Annotated in this window: 16 protein-coding genes and 3 tRNA genes; 6 read left to right on the forward strand and 13 right to left on the reverse strand. The window is 57.1% G+C overall.

Annotation, left to right across the window (positions count from 1 at the left end; all coding sequences use genetic code 11):
* Positions 1-35 precede the first annotated feature (35 nt).
* From ACP3PW_RS07370 to ACP3PW_RS07415, 10 genes are all read right to left on the reverse strand, one after another.
* Positions 36-110: transfer RNA gene (locus tag ACP3PW_RS07370), tRNA-Gln, on the reverse strand.
* Positions 111-153: 43 nt separating this feature from the next.
* Positions 154-230, reverse strand: a tRNA-Met gene (locus tag ACP3PW_RS07375).
* A 148-nt stretch (positions 231-378) separates the two neighbouring features.
* On the reverse strand, positions 379-1470 hold the full coding sequence (gene ychF, locus ACP3PW_RS07380; protein ID WP_426416050.1) for a redox-regulated ATPase YchF: 1092 nt from the start codon (positions 1468-1470) through the stop codon (positions 379-381).
* A gap of 19 nt (positions 1471-1489) precedes the next feature.
* Positions 1490-2086 (reverse strand): aminoacyl-tRNA hydrolase, encoded by a 597-nt coding sequence (gene pth / locus ACP3PW_RS07385; protein WP_426416051.1) that lies wholly within the window; start codon positions 2084-2086, stop codon positions 1490-1492.
* A gap of 24 nt (positions 2087-2110) precedes the next feature.
* Positions 2111-2752 (reverse strand): 50S ribosomal protein L25/general stress protein Ctc, encoded by a 642-nt coding sequence (locus ACP3PW_RS07390; protein WP_426416052.1) that lies wholly within the window; start codon positions 2750-2752, stop codon positions 2111-2113.
* 201 nt (positions 2753-2953) lie between these two features.
* Positions 2954-3895: a ribose-phosphate pyrophosphokinase gene (locus tag ACP3PW_RS07395; RefSeq protein WP_426416053.1), complete on the reverse strand. Its 942-nt coding sequence runs from the start codon at positions 3893-3895 to the stop codon at positions 2954-2956.
* Between the two features lie 104 nt (positions 3896-3999).
* Positions 4000-4074: transfer RNA gene (locus ACP3PW_RS07400), tRNA-Gln, on the reverse strand.
* Between the two features lie 29 nt (positions 4075-4103).
* A complete protein-coding gene (gene ispE / locus ACP3PW_RS07405; RefSeq protein WP_426416054.1) occupies positions 4104-4967 on the reverse strand; it encodes a 4-(cytidine 5'-diphospho)-2-C-methyl-D-erythritol kinase in 864 nt (287 codons plus the stop codon).
* A gap of 3 nt (positions 4968-4970) precedes the next feature.
* Complete coding sequence (gene lolB, locus ACP3PW_RS07410; RefSeq protein ID WP_426416055.1) at positions 4971-5570, reverse strand: lipoprotein insertase outer membrane protein LolB; 600 nt, start codon at positions 5568-5570, stop codon at positions 4971-4973.
* A 4-nt stretch (positions 5571-5574) separates the two neighbouring features.
* On the reverse strand, positions 5575-7311 hold the full coding sequence (locus tag ACP3PW_RS07415) for a tetratricopeptide repeat protein (protein WP_426416056.1): 1737 nt from the start codon (positions 7309-7311) through the stop codon (positions 5575-5577).
* 225 nt (positions 7312-7536) lie between these two features.
* Between ACP3PW_RS07415 and hemA the strand changes: the two genes are divergently transcribed.
* The 6 genes from hemA (at position 7537) to ACP3PW_RS07445 (ending at position 14828) form a co-directional block, all read left to right on the forward strand.
* On the forward strand, positions 7537-8796 hold the full coding sequence (hemA, locus tag ACP3PW_RS07420; RefSeq protein ID WP_426417019.1) for a glutamyl-tRNA reductase: 1260 nt from the start codon (positions 7537-7539) through the stop codon (positions 8794-8796).
* Positions 8797-8802: 6 nt separating this feature from the next.
* On the forward strand, positions 8803-9885 hold the full coding sequence (gene prfA / locus ACP3PW_RS07425; RefSeq protein ID WP_426416057.1) for a peptide chain release factor 1: 1083 nt from the start codon (positions 8803-8805) through the stop codon (positions 9883-9885).
* 4 nt (positions 9886-9889) lie between these two features.
* Complete coding sequence (prmC, locus tag ACP3PW_RS07430; RefSeq protein WP_426416058.1) at positions 9890-10756, forward strand: peptide chain release factor N(5)-glutamine methyltransferase; 867 nt, start codon at positions 9890-9892, stop codon at positions 10754-10756.
* Positions 10753-11502 (forward strand): HesA/MoeB/ThiF family protein, encoded by a 750-nt coding sequence (locus ACP3PW_RS07435; RefSeq protein WP_426416059.1) that lies wholly within the window; start codon positions 10753-10755, stop codon positions 11500-11502. Before prmC ends, ACP3PW_RS07435 begins: the two co-directional genes overlap by 4 nt.
* A 123-nt stretch (positions 11503-11625) precedes the next feature.
* Entirely contained in the window at positions 11626-12705 is a 1080-nt protein-coding gene (locus ACP3PW_RS07440; RefSeq protein WP_426417020.1) for an ABC transporter substrate-binding protein, read from the forward strand.
* Positions 12702-14828 (forward strand): bifunctional diguanylate cyclase/phosphodiesterase, encoded by a 2127-nt coding sequence (locus ACP3PW_RS07445; RefSeq protein WP_426416060.1) that lies wholly within the window; start codon positions 12702-12704, stop codon positions 14826-14828. Before ACP3PW_RS07440 ends, ACP3PW_RS07445 begins: the two co-directional genes overlap by 4 nt.
* Here ACP3PW_RS07445 and ACP3PW_RS07450 read toward each other — a convergent pair.
* From ACP3PW_RS07450 to ACP3PW_RS07460, 3 genes are read right to left on the reverse strand one after another with little or no spacing between them, the layout of a single operon-like run.
* Entirely contained in the window at positions 14799-15365 is a 567-nt protein-coding gene (locus ACP3PW_RS07450) for a YajG family lipoprotein (protein ID WP_426416061.1), read from the reverse strand. The genes ACP3PW_RS07445 and ACP3PW_RS07450 overlap by 30 nt on opposite strands.
* 19 nt (positions 15366-15384) lie before the next feature.
* Positions 15385-16440 carry a hypothetical protein gene (locus tag ACP3PW_RS07455; RefSeq protein WP_426416062.1) on the reverse strand — a complete coding sequence of 352 codons (1056 nt, stop codon included), beginning with the start codon at positions 16438-16440 and terminating at the stop codon, positions 15385-15387.
* Positions 16430-17902 carry an adenylate/guanylate cyclase domain-containing protein gene (locus tag ACP3PW_RS07460; RefSeq protein WP_426416063.1) on the reverse strand — a complete coding sequence of 491 codons (1473 nt, stop codon included), beginning with the start codon at positions 17900-17902 and terminating at the stop codon, positions 16430-16432. Before ACP3PW_RS07460 ends, ACP3PW_RS07455 begins: the two co-directional genes overlap by 11 nt.
* Between the last annotated feature and the right edge of the window lie 33 nt (positions 17903-17935).

Genomic DNA, 17935 nt, shown 5'->3' on the forward strand with positions numbered 1-17935 from the left:
CGAAGCCTGAAATGGCAGAGATTTGTGCTAGAAAATGGCTGGGGTGGCAGGATTCGAACCTACGCATGCTGAGATCAAAACCCAGTGCCTTACCGCTTGGCGACACCCCAGTAAACAGGCGTTCAGAAAGACAGCGTCTCTCTTCACTTTGTATGGTAGCTACGACTAGATTCGAACTAGTGACCCCAACATTATGAGTGTTGTGCTCTAACCAACTGAGCTACGTAGCCGTCGAAGTGGCGCGTATTTTGTTGATTTAGGCCCTCTTTGTCAACCCTGATACGTGCTTATTTGTCGCTCTTTTTTATATTGGGTCCAACGGGCCCGAGGTCGGGGTTGGATCCCATATAGATCGGTGAGTCGTTGCCTGTTATAAGCTTAAACGTTGAAGCGGAAGTGGACAACATCGCCGTCAGCTACGATGTAGTCTTTGCCTTCAAGGCGCCATTTTCCGGCCTCCTTGGCTCCCTGCTCACCATTGCATGCGACAAAATCGTCGTAGGCGACGACCTCTGCGCGAATAAACCCTTTCTCGAAATCAGTATGGATGACAGCGGCTGCCTGAGGGGCGGTGGCGCCGATTTTAACGGTCCAGGCGCGAACCTCTTTAACGCCGGCCGTGAAGTAGGTTTGCAGTCCGAGCAGCGAATATCCGGCGCGGATAACGCGATCCAGGCCGGGCTCGCCCATGCCCATCTCCTGTAGAAACTCTGTTTTTTCTTCATCTTCCAGCTCGGAGATCTCCGCCTCCAGCTTGTTGCAGATGGGCACAACCACGGCGCCCTCCTGCTCGGCAATCTTGCAGACAGCGTCGAGATGGGGGTTGTTTTCGAATCCCTCTTCGTCGACGTTGGCGATGTACATGGTGGGCTTGGTGGTCAGCAGGTGAAATCCTTTGATCTCCTTGCGCTCGTCGTCCGTTAATGTCATCGCACGCACGGGCAACCCCTGATCGAGCTGGGGAAGGAGTTTTTCCAGTAGCGCTTTTTGGCGGACTGCATCCTTATCTCCGCCCTTTGCGGTACGAATAACTCGCTGCAGTTGCTTCTCTACCGACTCCAGGTCCGCCAGCGCCAGTTCGGTGTTGATCACCTCGATGTCGGAAACCGGATTAATAAGGTTGGCCACATGGATTACGTTGTCATCCTCAAAGCAGCGCACAACGTGGGCGATAGCATCGGTTTCGCGGATGTTGGCCAGAAACTGGTTGCCCAGGCCTTCTCCTTTTGAGGCGCCTGCGACCAAACCCGCTATATCGACAAATTCCATGGTGGTGGGGACGGTTCGCTGAGGGTTGACGATCTCGGCCAGCCTGTCCTGGCGGGGGTCGGGCATCGCTACCACGCCTGCGTTGGGTTCGATGGTGCAGAATGGGAAGTTTTCGGCACCGATGCCCGCTTTGGTGAGCGCATTGAAGAGGGTGGACTTGCCAACGTTAGGCAGGCCGACGATACCGCATTTAAAACCCATAATTTTGATCCTGTACTGACTAGCCTTGGTAGCTATGCAATGTTTGGACGCCCTTGTTCCAGGCGCCATCGAGTAAGTCTGGCAACGCTCGAATCGCTTCATTGATGACGTTATCGAGTTTGCTTTGGTCTGCGTGGGGGGCTTTGCTGAGGACGTGGCCGGTTACCTGGCTACTGTGTCCGGGGTGACCAATGCCCAAGCGCAGGCGTATAAACTGGTTGCCGCCCATGCGGCTTATGATATCGCGCAGGCCGTTGTGGCCTCCGTGCCCTCCACCGATTTTAAGGCGTGCCAGTCCGGCGTCGATATCGAGCTCGTCGTGGGCCACCAGTATGGCTTCAAGGGGTATTTTGTAGAAGTTGGCAATCGATACCACCGCTTGACCGCTACGGTTCATAAACGTGGTGGGATTGATCAGGCGAAGATCGTGGCCTTGCAAGGATATGCGGGCGCAATCGCCAAAAAACTTACGCTCGCTTTGCAAGCTAGCACCGCAGGAGCGGGCCAGCTGCTCAACAAACATTGCCCCGGCGTTATGACGCGTTTGCTCATACTCGGGGCCTGGATTACCCAGGCCCACAATAAGCTGAATGCTGTCAGGAGCGTTAGCTGCCACGCCGGTGCATAGGGCTCCGGGGAATTACTCCTCGGAAGCGCCTTCCTCTGCGTCTGTTTCCTCTTCGCTGGCGTCGTCTTCTTTGGCGCCACGAGTAGCTTGAACCGATGCAACCGCGAGGTCGTGGTCAAGGCTGAGCTGCACCAGGCTAACGCCTTTAGGCAGTTTGAGGTCGCTAAGGTGAACGATGTCGCCCAGATCCAGTTCGAGGGTATCGATCTCGATGTACTCAGGCAGGTCAGCAGGCAAGCAGCGAATCTCAACCTCGATCAGGTTGTGAGTGATGGAGCCGCCACCTTGCTTAACGCCCTTGCAGTTTTCCTCGTTGAGGAAGTGCAGTGGTACGTGAGTGGTCAGTGCCTGGTTGGCAGAAACGCGCAGGAAGTCGGCGTGCATGACCATCGGCTTGGCGGGGTGGCGTTGCAAGTCCTTAAGGATTACCTGCTCTTTAGCACCATCAACGTTGAGGGTCAGGATGTGGGAGTAGAACGCTTCGTTCTCCAAAGCCTTCAGCATGTCCTTTTGCGGGATACTGATTTGGCTAGGGGTTTTGCCAGCACCGTAAATAATGGCGGGCATCAAGTTGGCAAGACGACGCAGGCGGCGGCTCGCACCTTTCCCCAGATCGGCACGCGCTTGGGCGTTCAATTCAAATTCGTTAGACATAAGATGTCTCCTAAGTTAATGACGCCGGAGCTTTGCGACCAAGTTCCGGCGTGAGGCTTCTCGATTGCAGAGTGCAATTTCGAGGGCGCGCATCATAGCGTATTTTTCGACCATTAGCTCGAAAAAAATGCAATGAGCACAAAACAAAACCGGCCTGTCGCTAAGGCAACAGGCCGGTGGGTATGTATGTCAGGTCGTCCCCTAGCGGAAGATAGCGCTGAGAGACTCCTCGTTGCTGATGCGGCGCACCGACTCACCAATCAGGGGTGACATATCGAGTTGGCGAATGCGTTCGCAGGACTCGCCGGCGGCGGTCAGGGGGATCGTGTTGGTAACCACCAATTTATCGAGTAACGAGTTGTTCAGGTTGTCGATGGCTCGGCCGGAAAGTACCGGGTGGGTACAGTAGGCATAGACTGCCGAGGCGCCTCGCTCCTTTAGCGCGGCTGCGGCCTGGCACAGGGTGCCGGCGGTATCGACCATATCGTCGACCAGTACGCAGGTGCGGTCAGCCACGTCACCGATCAGGTGCATGACTTCCGCTTTATTGGCTTCGGGACGACGCTTGTCGATGATCGCCAGGTCAGTATCGAGTTTCTTGGCCAGTGCACGAGCACGAACCACACCACCGATATCCGGGGACACGATGATCATGTTGTCGTAATTCTGGCGCGCGATATCGTCGAGAAGAATGGGTGAGCCGTAGATGTTGTCCACCGGGATGTTAAAGAATCCCTGAATCTGGTCGGCGTGGAGATCGACGGTGAGCACGCGATCAATGCCGACGCTCTTGACCATGTCGGCGACCACTTTGGCGCTGATGGCAACACGGGATGAGCGGGGGCGACGATCCTGACGTGCGTAGCCGAAGTAGGGGATCACTGCGGTCACCCGCTGGGCTGAAGAGCGACGCAGGGCATCAGCCATCACGATCAGCTCCATCAGGTTGTCGTTGGTCGGGGCACAGGTGGATTGAACGATAAACACATCCTTGCCGCGGACGTTGTCGTTGATCTCTACCGCGACTTCACCATCGCTGAAGCGGCCAACCTTCGCGTCTCCCAGTGGGATGTGCAGATGCTCAGTGATGCGTTTAACCAGCTCCGGGTTGGAATTTCCGGCGAAGACCATCATTTTGGACACGGTGATTACCTTTGGGGTGCGGTGGGAGATAACGGTGGCTCTACCTTGCGATGTCGCTAGTGAATGTTTCTAACATAGAGTAGCAGCTCGGTAGAGATCTGAAATGGCTGGGGTGGCAGGATTCGAACCTACGCATGCTGGGATCAAAACCCAGTGCCTTACCGCTTGGCGACACCCCAGTAGTCTTTAAAACGCGACGGCGCGAATTTTAAAGGGTTTCGGTTTCTATTTGCAAGTATTGGTGCAAAGGTGATCGATTGTGGCCCCGGGTGACAAACCCTGTCATTGGTGCAGGTAGTGCTTTTAGGGCGTTTTTGGCATCGGTTTCCCGTTTGAACGGGCAAAACAGGCTGGCGCCGGTGCCCGACATGGCTCCGCCTCCGTATCGCTGGAGCCAGGCAAGCCCCCGATCGACCTCGGGGTGGGTGGCACGCACCAAGGTTTCACAATCGTTATGGCCGCGGCCGTCAACGTAATCCTGCAGGCTTATCGGGGGGGTGGCTCGGGGGAGATCAGGGTGGCCGAATACCGACGCAGTTGACACTTCACAGCCGGGTAATACCACCAGATACCAAGGTGTTGGGGGTTGTACAGGGGTAAGCTGTTCTCCTACCCCCTCCGCCCAGGCCGCAAACCCGCGAACGAAGACCGGCACGTCGGCACCCAGTTCGAGCCCCAAAGTCGCGAGCTCGGACAGGGGGAGGTTGGTCTGCCACAGACGGTTCAGTGCGATCAGGGTGGTCGCTGCATCGGAGCTGCCGCCGCCGAGACCTCCCCCCATCGGCAGTCGCTTTGTAAGCTGAATGCGTGCGCCTTGCCGGATTCCGAGCCTGTGCTGCAAACACTGAGCGGCGCGCAGGATCAGGTTGTTCTCGGGGGCTACGCCCGCTAGCCCAGGGGTCACCTCTATACTCGGATCGTGGGGCGTCATCTCTACGCTGAGGCTGTCTCCTATATCAAGAAACTGAAACAGTGTCTGCAGTTCATGGTAGCCATCGCTACGGAGGCCGGTAATGTGCAGGAAGAGATTGATCTTGGCGGGTGCGGGTAGGTTGAGCAGGGTGCGGGACATGGGCTAGTTGAGCGGTTTCCAGTCGTTAATGATAAAGGTGAGACGTGCCTCGGGGCCTTCTGCTATCAAGCGACCGGGCAGCTGCCAGCGCCCAACCTGCTGGTAGCGGTTAAAGCGCAGCGACCAGCGTCCCTGTTGAAGGCTTTCGAGCAGCCCCTGGTTGTTGAGGCGCGGGGTACTGCTGCCGGGCGCTGGAATGCCGCGAATCCAGTAGTGCAGGTCAGAGACCGGGAGTTCCCACCCCAGCTCTTCGCGTAGCAGCTGTTCGGCAGAGATGGAGTAAAGAGTACTGTCGTCCGCAGTGCTGAGGGCAACCCCCCCGGGGGAGCCTTGCAGTAGGGCCAGGGTTTGCCCAATAGCGGAGGCGATGCGAATTCGGTAGTGATCGCTGCCTTGGTCCCAGTTCAAGTGAACCGACGCGCTGCTGGATTCGGTGCGAATACCCAGCTTTCCCGCGAGTTGCCATTGTTGTAGGGACTCCATCTGCAGCTGTTGCTGTTGCCAGTGCAGCTCCCGCTCCGACGCGGGGAGCGTTTTCGGTGCCGGTGCAAGCGAGCTGCAGCCTGCGAGCATGAGTAGCAGGAGGAGGGATATGGGTCGCATGGCGTTAGCTCGGGTTGAGGCGTTCCATGACGGCTTTTAATAGTTCGCTGTCGGGGTTTTTCTGCAGCGCCTCCTGCCACACCTGACGTGCTTGCTGGCGCTGATCCATTACCCATAGAACCTCAACCAGGTGCGCGGCAATTTCGTGGTCAGGCATCATGCCGTATGCCTGTTGCAGGTATTGAAGCGACTGCTGGAGGTTGCCCAGGCGAAACTCCACCCACCCCATGCTGTCGATGACGGCAGGGTCATTGGGGTTGAGTGCCATTGCCCTTCGGATCAGCTCAGCGGCTTCCTGATAGCGGTCGGTTCGATCCGCCAGTGTGTAGCCCAGGGCATTAAGCGCGATGGCATTATCTGCATCGATGCTGATGATGGTGCGAAGATCCTGTTCCAGCTTTTCCAGGTCGTCATTTTTTTCCGCCAGCATAGCGCGGGCATAGAGCAGGCTTGTGTTTCGAGGGTAAAGTTCCAGCGCTTTGTCAAGGGCGGTGTCCGCTTGATCGTATTGCCGTTGTTCGATCAGGACTTCCGATTCCAGCATAAACAGTTGAATGCGAAGTTCCGGGCGCTGGTCGCGGGCTTGGCGTAAGTACTGTTGCGCCTCGGGCCACCGCTCTCGATCCGCCAGCAGCTTGCTGAGTTGCGTATACGCTGGCAGAAACTCATCACCGGCGGTTACTTGTAAGTAGTGGTCCCTGGCTTGCTGCCATTCGTCGCGGTTTTCCGCAAGGCGGCCCAGGTAGTAATGTGCGCTGGCCTCTTTCTCTCCCTGCAATAGCAGCAGGTTGAGATATACCTCAGCTTCATTGAGTTGATTGCCCTCGAGCGCTGTCAGGGCGATCGAAAGGGTCAGGTCGCTATCGTTCGGGGAGCGTTCATGGAGTATCTTGAACTCCTTCAGTGCGCGTTCCGGCTGTTCAAGCTCCAGCAGTACGCGGCCATAGAGCAGGCGCAGGCGCTGATCCTTGGGGTGCTGTTCGAGAGCTATTTCCAGATTGTCGGCAGCTTCCTGATTGCGCCCGATGCGGTGTAGCAAACGGTTTAGGTGCAATAGACCCTTGCGGTTTTCGGGCTCTTTTCTCAGTAGCTGCTGCAACTGTTCCAGCGCGGAGTCAAACTTCTGCTCGTGTTCCAGCAGGAGTGCCCGGGCTAGCATCAGCTGTGTGTTGTCCGGGAATGATTTGGTTGTCTCCTCGATCAGTGCCAGCATAGAGTGTTGCTGAGTCGCCGGCAGATCTTCGGCGCGTGCGGCAAGGAGGTCAAAATGGGTGTCACCGCCCTGTTCCAGAATTCGTTGCATCAGTCTGGCGGCTTCGTTCAGTTCTCCGGCATTGGCTAGCTCCAGCGCATAAGTTTGCAATGCCTGCAGGTCGTCAGGTGAGGTTTCGGCCCATAATCGGGCGGCTTCCAGTGCCGCCTGACGTGCGCCTATGTAGTGGGCAATCCGAAGGGCTCTTTCCGCAACACCCGGGTCCCGTGTATTGTTTGCTTGTTCGAGATAGTTGCCCAGGCTGAGATCCAGTCGATCACGATGGCCGGCGAACTCCGCGACCAGTAGCGCGTAAAGCGTGTCTTTAGGGAAGGGCGTCTCCGGTGCCCGCTCATAGGCGATCGGATGGCTATCGTGATAGAGGCCGGGAGGTGAGTCTTGCTGGGACGTCGGCGCCGTAGAGGCGCATCCGGCCAGTAGCAGCCCTGTCATTATTGCTGGAATCGCCTGGAATGGGCCTGGGGTCATGTCGAAGTGATCTGCCTGCGTGGATAAGCAACATTATGCTCATATCATGACACATGCGATAGGCTAAACCCATAGTTGGCAAGGCGCAGGCTGTGACGTGGCTATTGAATTGTCGGGTGGTTGTTGAAGTTGGAGGCTATCCGTAGGAAAATTCACCCCTTTTCTCCCATGGCCTTTAGTATTGAAGCGGCGCTTCAGCCGGGGCAGGTAAGTAAGCGGGAAGGTATGGGTTTTTTAGCGATAGGTATAAATCACAAGACGGCATCTATAGAAGTGCGGGAGAAAGTCTCCTTTGCGCCGGAACAGATGGTCGAAGCGCTGGGTCAGGCGAAGCAGTTGGGGCCGGTTTCGGAAGTGGCGATCCTCTCCACCTGTAACCGCACCGAGCTCTACTGCAGTACCAGCGATAATGACCACCAGGCCGTTATTCAGTGGCTCGCCAGCTATCACAGCCTCAGCGCAGAAGATTTGGAGCGCTGCAGCTATATTCATCGGGACTCGGATGCGGTGCGCCATATCATGCGAGTCGCCAGTGGTCTTGACTCTATGGTGCTGGGTGAACCCCAGATCCTGGGGCAGCTAAAGTCCAGCTTTGCCGTGGCCAAGGAAGCTAGCAGTGTTGGGGCAGAGCTGGGGCGGTTGTTTCAGACGACCTTCTCGATGGCCAAGCGGGTGCGTACTCACACCACGATTGGTGAGAACCCGGTATCGGTCGCCTACGCGGCGGTCAGTCTCGGCAAGCAGATCTTTTCCGATATGTCCCAGAGCAACGCCTTGCTGGTGGGGGCCGGAGAGACCATCGAACTGGTCGCACGGCATCTGCGAGAGGCGGGCGTTAAACGTATTACTGTGGCTAATCGTACCCTGGAGCGCGCCAAACGCCTTGCACAGGAGTTTGATGCCCACGCGATTTTGCTATCCGATATCCCCGATCACCTGGTGGATGCAGATATTGTCATTGCTTCCACTGCCAGTCAGCTGCCTATTCTGGGTAAAGGTGCGGTAGAGCGTGCGCTGAAAAAACGCAAGCACCGTCCCATGTTTATGGTCGATATCGCGGTGCCCAGGGATATTGAACCCGAGGTCGGTGAGCTTGCAGATGTCTACCTGTATACCGTCGATGACCTGCGCGAGGTGGTCGAGGAGAATCAGAAAAGCCGGCAAAAAGCGGCCGAATCTGCCGAATCTATGGTCGTGGTGGGAGTGCAGGAGTTTGAGGTTCGTCAGCGTGAGCTTGATAGTGTCGGAATTCTCAAGGCCTATCGTAAGCAAGCCGAACAGATCAAGCAGGCTGAGCTCGATAAGGCGTTAAAGCAGCTGGAGAAAGGCGACGATGCTGAAGTGGTTTTGACTCAGTTGGCACGCTCATTAACCAATAAAATGGTGCACGCACCCAGTATCCAGATCAAGAAAGCGAGCGCCGAAGGGCGTAAGGAGCTGGTGGAATGGTCCCAACAGCTATTCCAGTTAGACCTCCAGGATTAACCCCCAATGAAAGCATCAATTGTTAGTAAGCTCGAGGGCTTGCGCGACCGTTACGAGGAGTTGGCAGCGTTACTGTCCGACCCCGAGGTGATAACCAATCAGGAAAAGTTTCGCAATTTCTCTAAGGAGTATTCCGAACTTGAACCCGTAGTCGAATGTTTTGGCCGCTTTATCCAGACCGCTGAAGATATCGAGGAGGCGCAGTCATTGCTCGATGAGGGCGACGACGAGATGCGCGATATGGCGCAAGAGGAGATAGACCAGGGTAAAGCGCGGCGCGCTGAATTGGAGGTTGAGTTGCAGAAGCTGCTGCTGCCTCGGGATCCTAACGATACGCACAACACTTTTCTGGAGATCCGTGCTGGAACCGGCGGAGATGAAGCCGCGATATTTGCCGGCGATCTGTTTCGCATGTATTCCCGCTATGCCGAGCGGCGCCGCTGGAAGGTTGAGGTGATCAGCGCCAACGAAGGAGAGCATGGAGGGTACCGTGAGATTATCAGTCGTATCGTGGGTGGCGACGTCTACGGGCATCTCAAGTTTGAGTCCGGGGCCCATCGAGTGCAGCGCGTTCCCGAGACCGAATCCCAGGGCCGTATCCATACATCCGCCTGCACTGTGGCGGTGATGCCGGAGCCTGAAGAGACCGACGATATCGAGATCAATAAGGGTGATCTGCGGGTCGATACCTTTCGCGCCTCGGGAGCTGGCGGTCAGCACGTCAACAAAACCGACTCTGCGATTCGCCTGACCCACCTGCCTACTGGTATCGTGGTGGAGTGTCAGGATGAGCGTTCGCAACACAAAAACCGCGCCAAGGCGATGGCCTTGCTGGCCGCACGAATCAACAACGCCGCTGATGAAGTGGCTCGCAAAGAGGTAGCGGATCAGCGCCGTACCCTGGTCGGCAGTGGTGACCGGTCGGAGCGAATTCGTACGTATAATTATCCCCAGGGGCGGGTTACCGACCACCGCATAAACCTGACGCTTTATAAACTGCCAGAGATTATGGAGGGCGATGTGGACCCCGTGATCGAGGCATTGCTGCAAGAGCATCAGATGGATCTGCTGGCGACGTTGTCCGAGTGATCCTGTGATCGGCACCATTGCCCAGCTGCTCGAGTCCGATCACGGGCTTGCGGCTATCAGTGATACAGCGCGCCTGGATCTGGAACTGCTGTTGTGCTCCGTGCTCCGGTGTGAGCGCAGCTATCTCTTCACCTGGCCAGAAACCCGGCTCAATGAATCCCAGTGCGCCGCGTTTCAAACGTTGCTTGAGCGGCGCCTTAACGGCGAGCCTGTCGCCTATATAATTGGTCAACAAGGGTTCTGGTCGCTGGAGCTGGAGGTGGACGCGAGCACCCTGATACCTCGACCCGAAACCGAGTTGTTGGTGGAGCAAGCGCTGTTGCTGCTGCAGGATCGCGCCGCCTTGCCGAGTCGTGTGGCTGATCTCGGTTCGGGAAGTGGCGCCATTGCCCTGGCGCTGGCCAATGAGCGCCCTGCGTGGCAATTGCTGGGGGTGGATCGTGTCGCACCGGCGGTGGCTCTGGCTAATCGCAATGCTCACAGATTACAGTTGACGAATGCGCGCTTCGTAGAGGGTAGCTGGTGCGGAGGACTTGAGGGGGGCCCGTACGACCTGATCGTCAGTAATCCCCCCTATATAGATGCTGAAGACCCTCATCTGGCGCAGGGTGATGTGCGCTTTGAACCCCGCTCTGCCCTGGTGGCGGGGCAACAGGGGCTGGCGGATATTCGCGCTATCGGCGAGCAGGCGCGTCACTGGTTGCGAACGGGTGGCTGGTTGCTGTTTGAGCACGGTTTTGCGCAGGGAGGGGCCGTTCGTGACCTGCTGTCGTCGCTGGGCTATGGTGAGGTAGGGACACAGCGAGACTTGGCTGGATTAGAGCGCGTAACCCGTGCGCGCTGGGTTGGTGATGAGGAAAGCACCCAATGATGAATGATGAGCAGTTACTGCGCTACAGTCGCCAGATCATGATGCCTGAGGTGGAGATTGCGGGGCAGGAGCGCTTGCTGGGAAGTCGGGTTTTGGTGGTCGGTATGGGAGGGCTGGGTTGCCCGGTGGCCATCTACCTTGCCGCAGCGGGTGTGGGGGAGCTGGTGCTGGTGGACGACGATGTGGTTGAGGTGACTAACCTGCAGCGCCAGATCGCTCATTTTGAAGCGGATGTCGGGCGTCCCAAGGTGGAGTCTGCGGCGCAAACCCTGGGGCAGATAAATTCAACGATACGAATCACTACCCGCCATGAGCGGCTTGACGAAGCCGGGTTGGCGGAGGCCGTCGCCCATGCCGACCTGGTCGTGGATGCTACCGATAACTTTGCCTCCCGCTTTGCCATCAATCGTGCCTGCGTAGCCCAACGCACTCCGCTGGTATCGGGGGCGGCTATCGGCTTGTCTGGCCAGATATCGGTATTTGACCCGCGCAATGAAGATTCACCCTGCTATCGCTGCCTATATCGCGAGGAGGGGGTCGAAGACCAAAGCTGCGCGCGCACAGGGGTGCTGGCCCCTGTCGTTGGGATGATCGGGACCATGCAGGCGCTGGAGGCGGTCAAGTTATTGGCCGGCTTTGGTGAGTCGTTGTGCGGACGCTTGTTGATACTCGATGCTGGAAGTGGGAGTTGGCGAGAGTTAACGCTGCGCCGAGACCCCGCGTGCCCCTGCTGTGGAAAACGCTGACCACTTATCCCATCGAGGGGGGCGGTTATCTATAAAATTTGACAGGTATCACATTTTGACGCGATTATGTGTTGATACTGTCAGATTAATAACGGTCGGCTGGAGCGCTGACATTTGTTGAGCATGAGCGACTGGAACGTGATCGATACTCGACACTCAATAACCTGGGGTTTGATTATCAGCGGATTTTTGCTGATGACCGGGTGTGCCCAGCTGCCAGGGCTAGGCCCTACGGATCACACTCCTCCCGAGGTGATCGATCGCAGCAGGTCCACGACCGCTTCTGTTAGCAAACCTGCAGCCAAGAAAGTTGCCCCCAAGCCCAAAGCCGCTAAGCCGACCGCCAAGGCAGCACCCTTGAAGGCAGCAGGGCCGCCCCAGATAGCGATACTGGTCAGTGCGGATATCCCCGCAATGAATGAGGTGGCGCGGGTACTCAAAAAACGGCTGGGGTCTCGGGCCACTACCTACCCCTTGAAAGGTAATGCACTGCTTGCCGCCGAAATAGCCGATCAGGTCAGGGCTAAAAAAAACATGCAGGTGGTAGCAATAGGTTTGCTGGCGGCCCAAGCGAGCAAGTCGATACCCCATACCCAGGTCTTTGGGCAGGTGTTTAATTTTTCTGAGTATGGGTTGTTGCGAGATGGCCGCCGTGGGGTGAGCATACTGCCCCCCGCCGACAAGGTGTTCTCCTTTTGGCAGCAGCTCAGCCCGGGACTTAACTCGGTGGCAGTGGCTACCGGTCCCAACCAGCAGCAGCTGGTTAGGCGCCTGCAGCAGGGAGCAAAGGCGTCTGGCGTCAACCTGCAGCATATCGAAGTGAATTCGGACAAAGAGTTGATCTATGGTTTAAAGCAGGCAGATCAGGTGCAGGGCATCTGGTTGCTGCCCGATAATCGCGTGCTCAGCCGCCGCGTGATTCGTGAGCTGACCGTGTTTTCGATAAAAAATGGAAAGCAGCTCGCCGTCTTCTCTGAACAGTTGCTTGCCGCCGGGGCGTTGTTGAGTTTTTCAACCGAGCCCGGGGATGTAGCGACTCAAATTCTTGAGCAGTTGGCGTTGCAGCGCAGAGAACCGAACCTGCCCAGTGAGTTGGTGCCGCTAAAACAGCTGCAAGCGGTTATTAATCCGGTGGTGGCCTCTCGCCTCGGCATCAGGATTCCCGCAAGTCTCAAACCCCATTCCATGACAACGCCCCCATGAGCCGCCAGCGGGGGAAAAAGAGCCCAGCAGCGTGGCAGCGCGCCCTGTTACGACCCAGCCTGGTGGGGCGAATTCTAACGGTGCTGTTGGTTTGGGGGGGGCTTTTTTTCTTGTTGTCGGTAGGCGTCGGCTGGTATACCGCCCAGGAAGCGTTACAGCACAATGCTCGCCAACAAGCCCTGGACGCAATCCCCAAGCTTGATGAGCTGGGCACTCCGATTTATGCGAGCGCCGGTGTTGGGGAGATACTTTCCAGCGAGTTCAGTGCCATCCCTGATCTTGTATATGCCCGCTACTACAGTGCGTCGGGAAAGGAGTTGATGGCGCAGTACCTGCGTGACGGAGTGCAAGAGGTCGCGCTGCCGCCGCTCACCTATAAGCAGTTATTGTCACTGGGTGACACCAGTGGTGAGAAACCTTACCTGTTCGCGCCCTATGCGCAATCGGATTCGGTGGTGCGGATGGTCGTTCCCATCTGGATTCGTTCCCTCAGCGGTGATGGTTTGCTGGCTTTTGATATGGATGCCGCCAAAGAGACGGTTCAGCTCATCGGTTATATGGATTATGCATTGGATTTTTCCCTATACCAGCAGCAGCTATGGGAGAAAATTGGCAAGGGAGGGGTGTTGCTGGCCTTGGGTTTTCTGCTCTCGGTGCTGGCCGGGCGCTGGGTTATCCAGTATACCTTGCGCCCCCTGGCCCGCCTGAAGGAGCCCTTGCAACGACTGGCCGAGGGTGAAATTAACCAGCCCTTGCGTAGCGAGGAGTTGCAGGAGCTGCAACCCATTACCCGGGCGATGAATCATGCTATCGAGAGCCTGCAAGAGCGGGATATGGAGTTGCAACGTATCGCTTCCATCGACCCGCTAACGGGGTTATTGAGCCGAGGTACCTTTTCCAAAGAGATGGCCTCTGTTGTCGAACGGGTTGGCGACTGCGTGTTGCTGTTTGTCGACCTCGATCAGTTCAAGACCGTTAATGATCGCCTGGGGCACGCCGCCGGAGATCGGTTGCTGGTTGAAGTTGCTGCGCTGTTGACCCGGTGTGTACCCTTGGAAGCGTTGGTTGGGCGTTATGGGGGTGATGAATTTTGCGTGTTGCTGCCCAACACCGACCAGTCGGAAGGGGTCGATGTCGCGGAAGCGATTATCCGTGGGTTTCGTGATTACGAGTTTTATCAGGGAGCCCAGAGCTTCAGTATCTATTGCAGTTTAGGGGTGGCTGCCTGTCGGGATGGGGGAGCTGAACAGCTATGGAGCCTGGCCGACAAAGCCTGTTTTAAAGCCAAGTCTCTGGGAAGAAACCGGTATCATGTGAGCGATAGCATGGATGCCACTTCCCAGGAGCAGGTGCGCTGGGCCGATATGCTACGAGATGCCCTCGCCAATGACCGCTTTGAAGTGCTGTTTCAGCCCGTTGTTGATACGCAGACGGAGCAGCTGGTCCAGTATGAGTTGCTGTTGCGGTTGCGCCATGGGGAGCAACTATACCCTCCCAGCTTGTTTTTCCCGGTTGCCGAACGCCTGGGTATGATGCTGGATATCGATCACTGGGTGATTGAGCGGGGGTTGCCCACTGCAGCTAATATGGCCCGGGAGAATCCGGGGGTTCGTTTGCGGGTGAATCTGTCGGCGCACATTATTGAGGATGCCCTGCTGGTGCCCAGACTGAGGCAGACATTGGAAGACGCCGGGCTGGCTCCCGAGCAGCTGATATTCGAAGTTGCAGAGAGCGTGCTGATGCATAATTTGAGTGCTGTGGTTCCTGTGCTGGAACAGCTACGGGCACTGGGTTGTCAGCTATCCGTGGATAACTTTGCGATGGGCTTGCGCTCCTTCCAGGCGTTGAAGCAGTTACCCATTAGTTACCTGAAGCTGGCAGGGGACTTTGTTGACGGTTGGTCCCGGCTCGATGAAGTCGGCCGCACCATGGTGGGCGCTATTCGTGATCTGGCCAGTGCCAGCGGTCAGCAGCTCATTGCCGATAATTTAAGTAGCGAGCGCGACCTGGAGCTATTGCAAGAGCTGGGCGTACCCTTCGCCCAAGGGCGCTATATTGGTGCCCCCATCGGACTGTCGGCGGCCCAGATTGAGTTAGGGACTAGCCAGGAAGTCGAGCAGTGAGCGATCACTAAACATTCGATTTAGGGCGCTATTAACCACGTCGTTGATCAGCTCCTGATTCTTCTCGTCGTCCGGAGCCTTAACCACACGATGCTGGCTTTGGGCCTGGTAGCGTCCGCTGAACTGCTGGTTGCCCCGTTGCAACTCGGTCCGCAATGAGGCACTCAGGTCGACCTGGGTCACGTAGTTACCGTCAGGAACCCTGTAGCTGAGGCCATCAAGGTAGATGTTAACGATAAGGAGCGGGTTCTGGTGGTCAATCTCCAGCCCCATCCCCTGCAGGGCACGTTCGGCTTCACGGGCAACGGAAGTTGAAAAATCATCCGCTAGGGTCAAATTGCTTGAGTTGGCGTAGACCCCCCCTCGTGAGCCGATCACCTTGTTGGTGCGCTCGTCAAATACCGTCACCGAGGCGGAGCCGCGTACGTAGGGCGCTTCACCGGCCAGGGTGATTTTCGGGTCGAGCTCAACCGTCTGGGGGCTCAGGGCACAGCCGCCCGTAAGAAGGGCAACAATCAGCAGTAGAGGGATTCGCATCGCAGGTCTCCGGTGGAGGTTATTGATTCTGCTGCAGGGATTTCAACTTGCGAGTAAAGCGCTCGGCGCGTTGAATATCACTCTGCAGCCTCAGGTTGTCGGGGTCTAGCGGCAACAGCGGTTGCCAAATTTTCAGGGATCGCTCAATTTGACCGGCGCTGTAGGCATCGGCCCCGAGTTGCATCTGTTGGCGCACGTATTGGTCAATCTCGGCATCGAGCTCAAGCCGAATGGTGATCAAGTGGCTGCTGTTGGGGTTAAGCTGTTCCTGCTGCTCGAGCAGGTCCCGGGCTTTGAGGTAGTCTCGTTGGGCCAAGGCAGCTTTGAACCCCTGCTCGAGCACGGAGAGTTGTTGTTGGCTGCGGCGCTCACGGACACTTTGGGAGCGCTTGTCGATCTGCTGGTAGCGGGAACTGAGCTGGGATAAAAGCTCCTGTCCGGCCTCTGCCGGTCGAATGCCCTTGGCCATTTTAAGACACTGCTGCCCATGGGTGAAGTTGGTGAACTCCAACCCGTCCTCTGCACAGCGCACCAGGAAGTCGTAGAGTTCCTGTTGTTGTAGCCGCAACGCTTCCAACTCCTTTTTGTAGTCCAGGCGCTCCGGGTTACTGCGCTGTAACTCCGCGAACAGCTGCAGGCGTCGGCGCAGGGTGGTGGCTTCGACCAGATTGAGCTGGTGTTGCAGCTTGGTGTTGTAGATCTGGCGCTGTAGCCTGAGATTGTCGAACCCCTGCTGCAGGTGGGGTTGGTCGGGGTTGCCTACAAGAGCGTCCTGATAGCGGTCGAGGGCCTCGTGCCATTGACGCTTGCGGGCGAGGCTGTTGGCCTGATCAATGGTAGCTTGAATATAATTTTGCTGTTGGCTCAGCAGTGCTTTGCTGCGTGCTTCGTAGGCGAGGTGGTTGGGGTGGTCTGCCGGAAGCTGGGCGATGGCATCCAGCGCCTTCTGGTAATGGTGTGTCTGCTCCCAGCTGTCGAGTTGAGCGTCCAGTTGACCGGTCTGGATATAGTATTGGGCGCAGCCCGACAGTACGCCGAAGATGCATCCTGCGAGCAAGCAGCGGCTAATCATCACTGCGTGCTCCGGTGAGCAGGTCATCGATCAGTGCGTTGATGGCCTGGCGCTGTGAACCGGTAATGCCGGTAACCAGATAGGTGTCGACCGGATCCGTTTTACCGCGAATGCGGATCGATTTGTGAATTTTAGCCTGTACTCGCTGCGCGGTGTTCTCATGGCGATAGATATCCGCAGGAACCACGATCTGGTCGGCCCCTGCCTCACCGCACAGACGGGAAGCGAGGTTGACCGAATCACCAACAACGGTGTACTCCATGCGCTCGCGGGTGCCGAGCAGGCCAGCCTGCATGGTGCCGCAGTTGATGCCGATGCGGATATGGATGGTGGGTCTATTCTGGGATTTTCGCTCAATGTTGAGCTCATCGATCAGCCGTTGCAGCCCCACGGCGTAAGCTACCGCATGAAAGCGGTGGTCAGGGTCTTCATCGGGAACGCCGAAAATTACCATGGCGGCGTCGCCGATAAACTTGTCGACGGTGCCGTAGTAGTACTTGCCCAACTTGTAGAAGTAGCCGTAGTACTCGTTCAAAAGCTCGGCCACCTGGTCAGGCTCCATCTGTTCGGACATGCGGGTAAAGCCCACAATGTCGGCGAACAGTACCGTTGCTTCGACGCGTTTGTTGGTAAGCGCTACGGCGTCAAGGCTTTCGATCATTTGGGCGGCGATAGTCGGGGATACGAAACGGGAAAAGATCTGCTCGATTTGAGACTTTTCCACCATCGCCTGTCCCATCTCGCTAACACCCTCCATGAGGTAGGCAATTTCGTCCCCTTGGCGCCGCTCCTCTGAATGCCGCTCCCTGCCCAGTGCCTGTGCGGTCGCATCCATCAGCGTATTGATGGGGTTGGTCAGGCGCTTGCCCATCACGACGGCGAGGAGCGTGGAGAGGGCGGAAAGGATCAGCGCAACTACCAATGTGCTGGTGAGGGAGCTGCGGATAATTCCGAATAGCTCTATCCTGCTGAACGCCACCTCTACGTATCCTCCGGTAACGTCTTTGAAGCGAATCGGAGCGATAAACGCGGACAGCTCATTTTGCTGATCGTCCATCCAGCGGAAGCGGTACACCTGCTCCTGGTCGTCGGTTTGCGATAGTTTTTGGCGTAGTTGATCGGTCAGGCGTCCGCCACTGGTGTGCCCCTCCTGCATCAGCAGGGCGCCTTTCTCGTCGTATAGGGCGACCCCCTCAATATCTGACTGATCGCCGAGGTTGGACACGATTCGGCGCAGGCTAAGATGGTCTTCGGTGAACAGGGGTTCCTGGGCTGCAGCGGCTAACTGGCGCACGATGGTGTTGGCAAAACCGGCGACCTGGTTGTTAAGGAGTTGGTACTGCTGATTGGCATTGATCGATACCAGCAGCATGATGGATCCGAACGTGCACAGGGTGATGGCGACCGCCATGCGATAGGCAATCGGCAGTCTGATGCTGGAGGAGGCTGTGTGCGGCGTATCCAAAGGGGCGATTCCGTCCCGCAGGTTAAAAGGAGA

Source organism: Aestuariirhabdus sp. LZHN29 (genome assembly GCF_049985285.1).
GTDB lineage: Bacteria > Pseudomonadota > Gammaproteobacteria > Pseudomonadales > Aestuariirhabdaceae > Aestuariirhabdus.

Bases quoted from the DNA above. Each gene is read 5' to 3' on its own strand.
- ychF (WP_426416050.1), bottom strand. From the start codon at position 1,470: ATGGGTTTTAAATGCGGTATCGTCGGCCTGCCTAACGTTGGCAAGTCC.
- hemA (WP_426417019.1), top strand. From the start codon at position 7,537: ATGGGTTTTTTAGCGATAGGTATAAATCACAAGACGGCATCTATAGAA.
- ACP3PW_RS07435 (WP_426416059.1), top strand. From the start codon at position 10,753: ATGATGAATGATGAGCAGTTACTGCGCTACAGTCGCCAGATCATGATG.
- ACP3PW_RS07390 (WP_426416052.1), bottom strand. From the start codon at position 2,752: ATGTCTAACGAATTTGAATTGAACGCCCAAGCGCGTGCCGATCTGGGG.
- ACP3PW_RS07415 (WP_426416056.1), bottom strand. From the start codon at position 7,311: ATGACCCCAGGCCCATTCCAGGCGATTCCAGCAATAATGACAGGGCTG.
- prfA (WP_426416057.1), top strand. From the start codon at position 8,803: ATGAAAGCATCAATTGTTAGTAAGCTCGAGGGCTTGCGCGACCGTTAC.
- lolB (WP_426416055.1), bottom strand. From the start codon at position 5,570: ATGCGACCCATATCCCTCCTCCTGCTACTCATGCTCGCAGGCTGCAGC.
- ispE (WP_426416054.1), bottom strand. From the start codon at position 4,967: ATGTCCCGCACCCTGCTCAACCTACCCGCACCCGCCAAGATCAATCTC.
- ACP3PW_RS07450 (WP_426416061.1), bottom strand. From the start codon at position 15,365: ATGCGAATCCCTCTACTGCTGATTGTTGCCCTTCTTACGGGCGGCTGT.
- ACP3PW_RS07440 (WP_426417020.1), top strand. From the start codon at position 11,626: ATGAGCGACTGGAACGTGATCGATACTCGACACTCAATAACCTGGGGT.
- ACP3PW_RS07445 (WP_426416060.1), top strand. From the start codon at position 12,702: ATGAGCCGCCAGCGGGGGAAAAAGAGCCCAGCAGCGTGGCAGCGCGCC.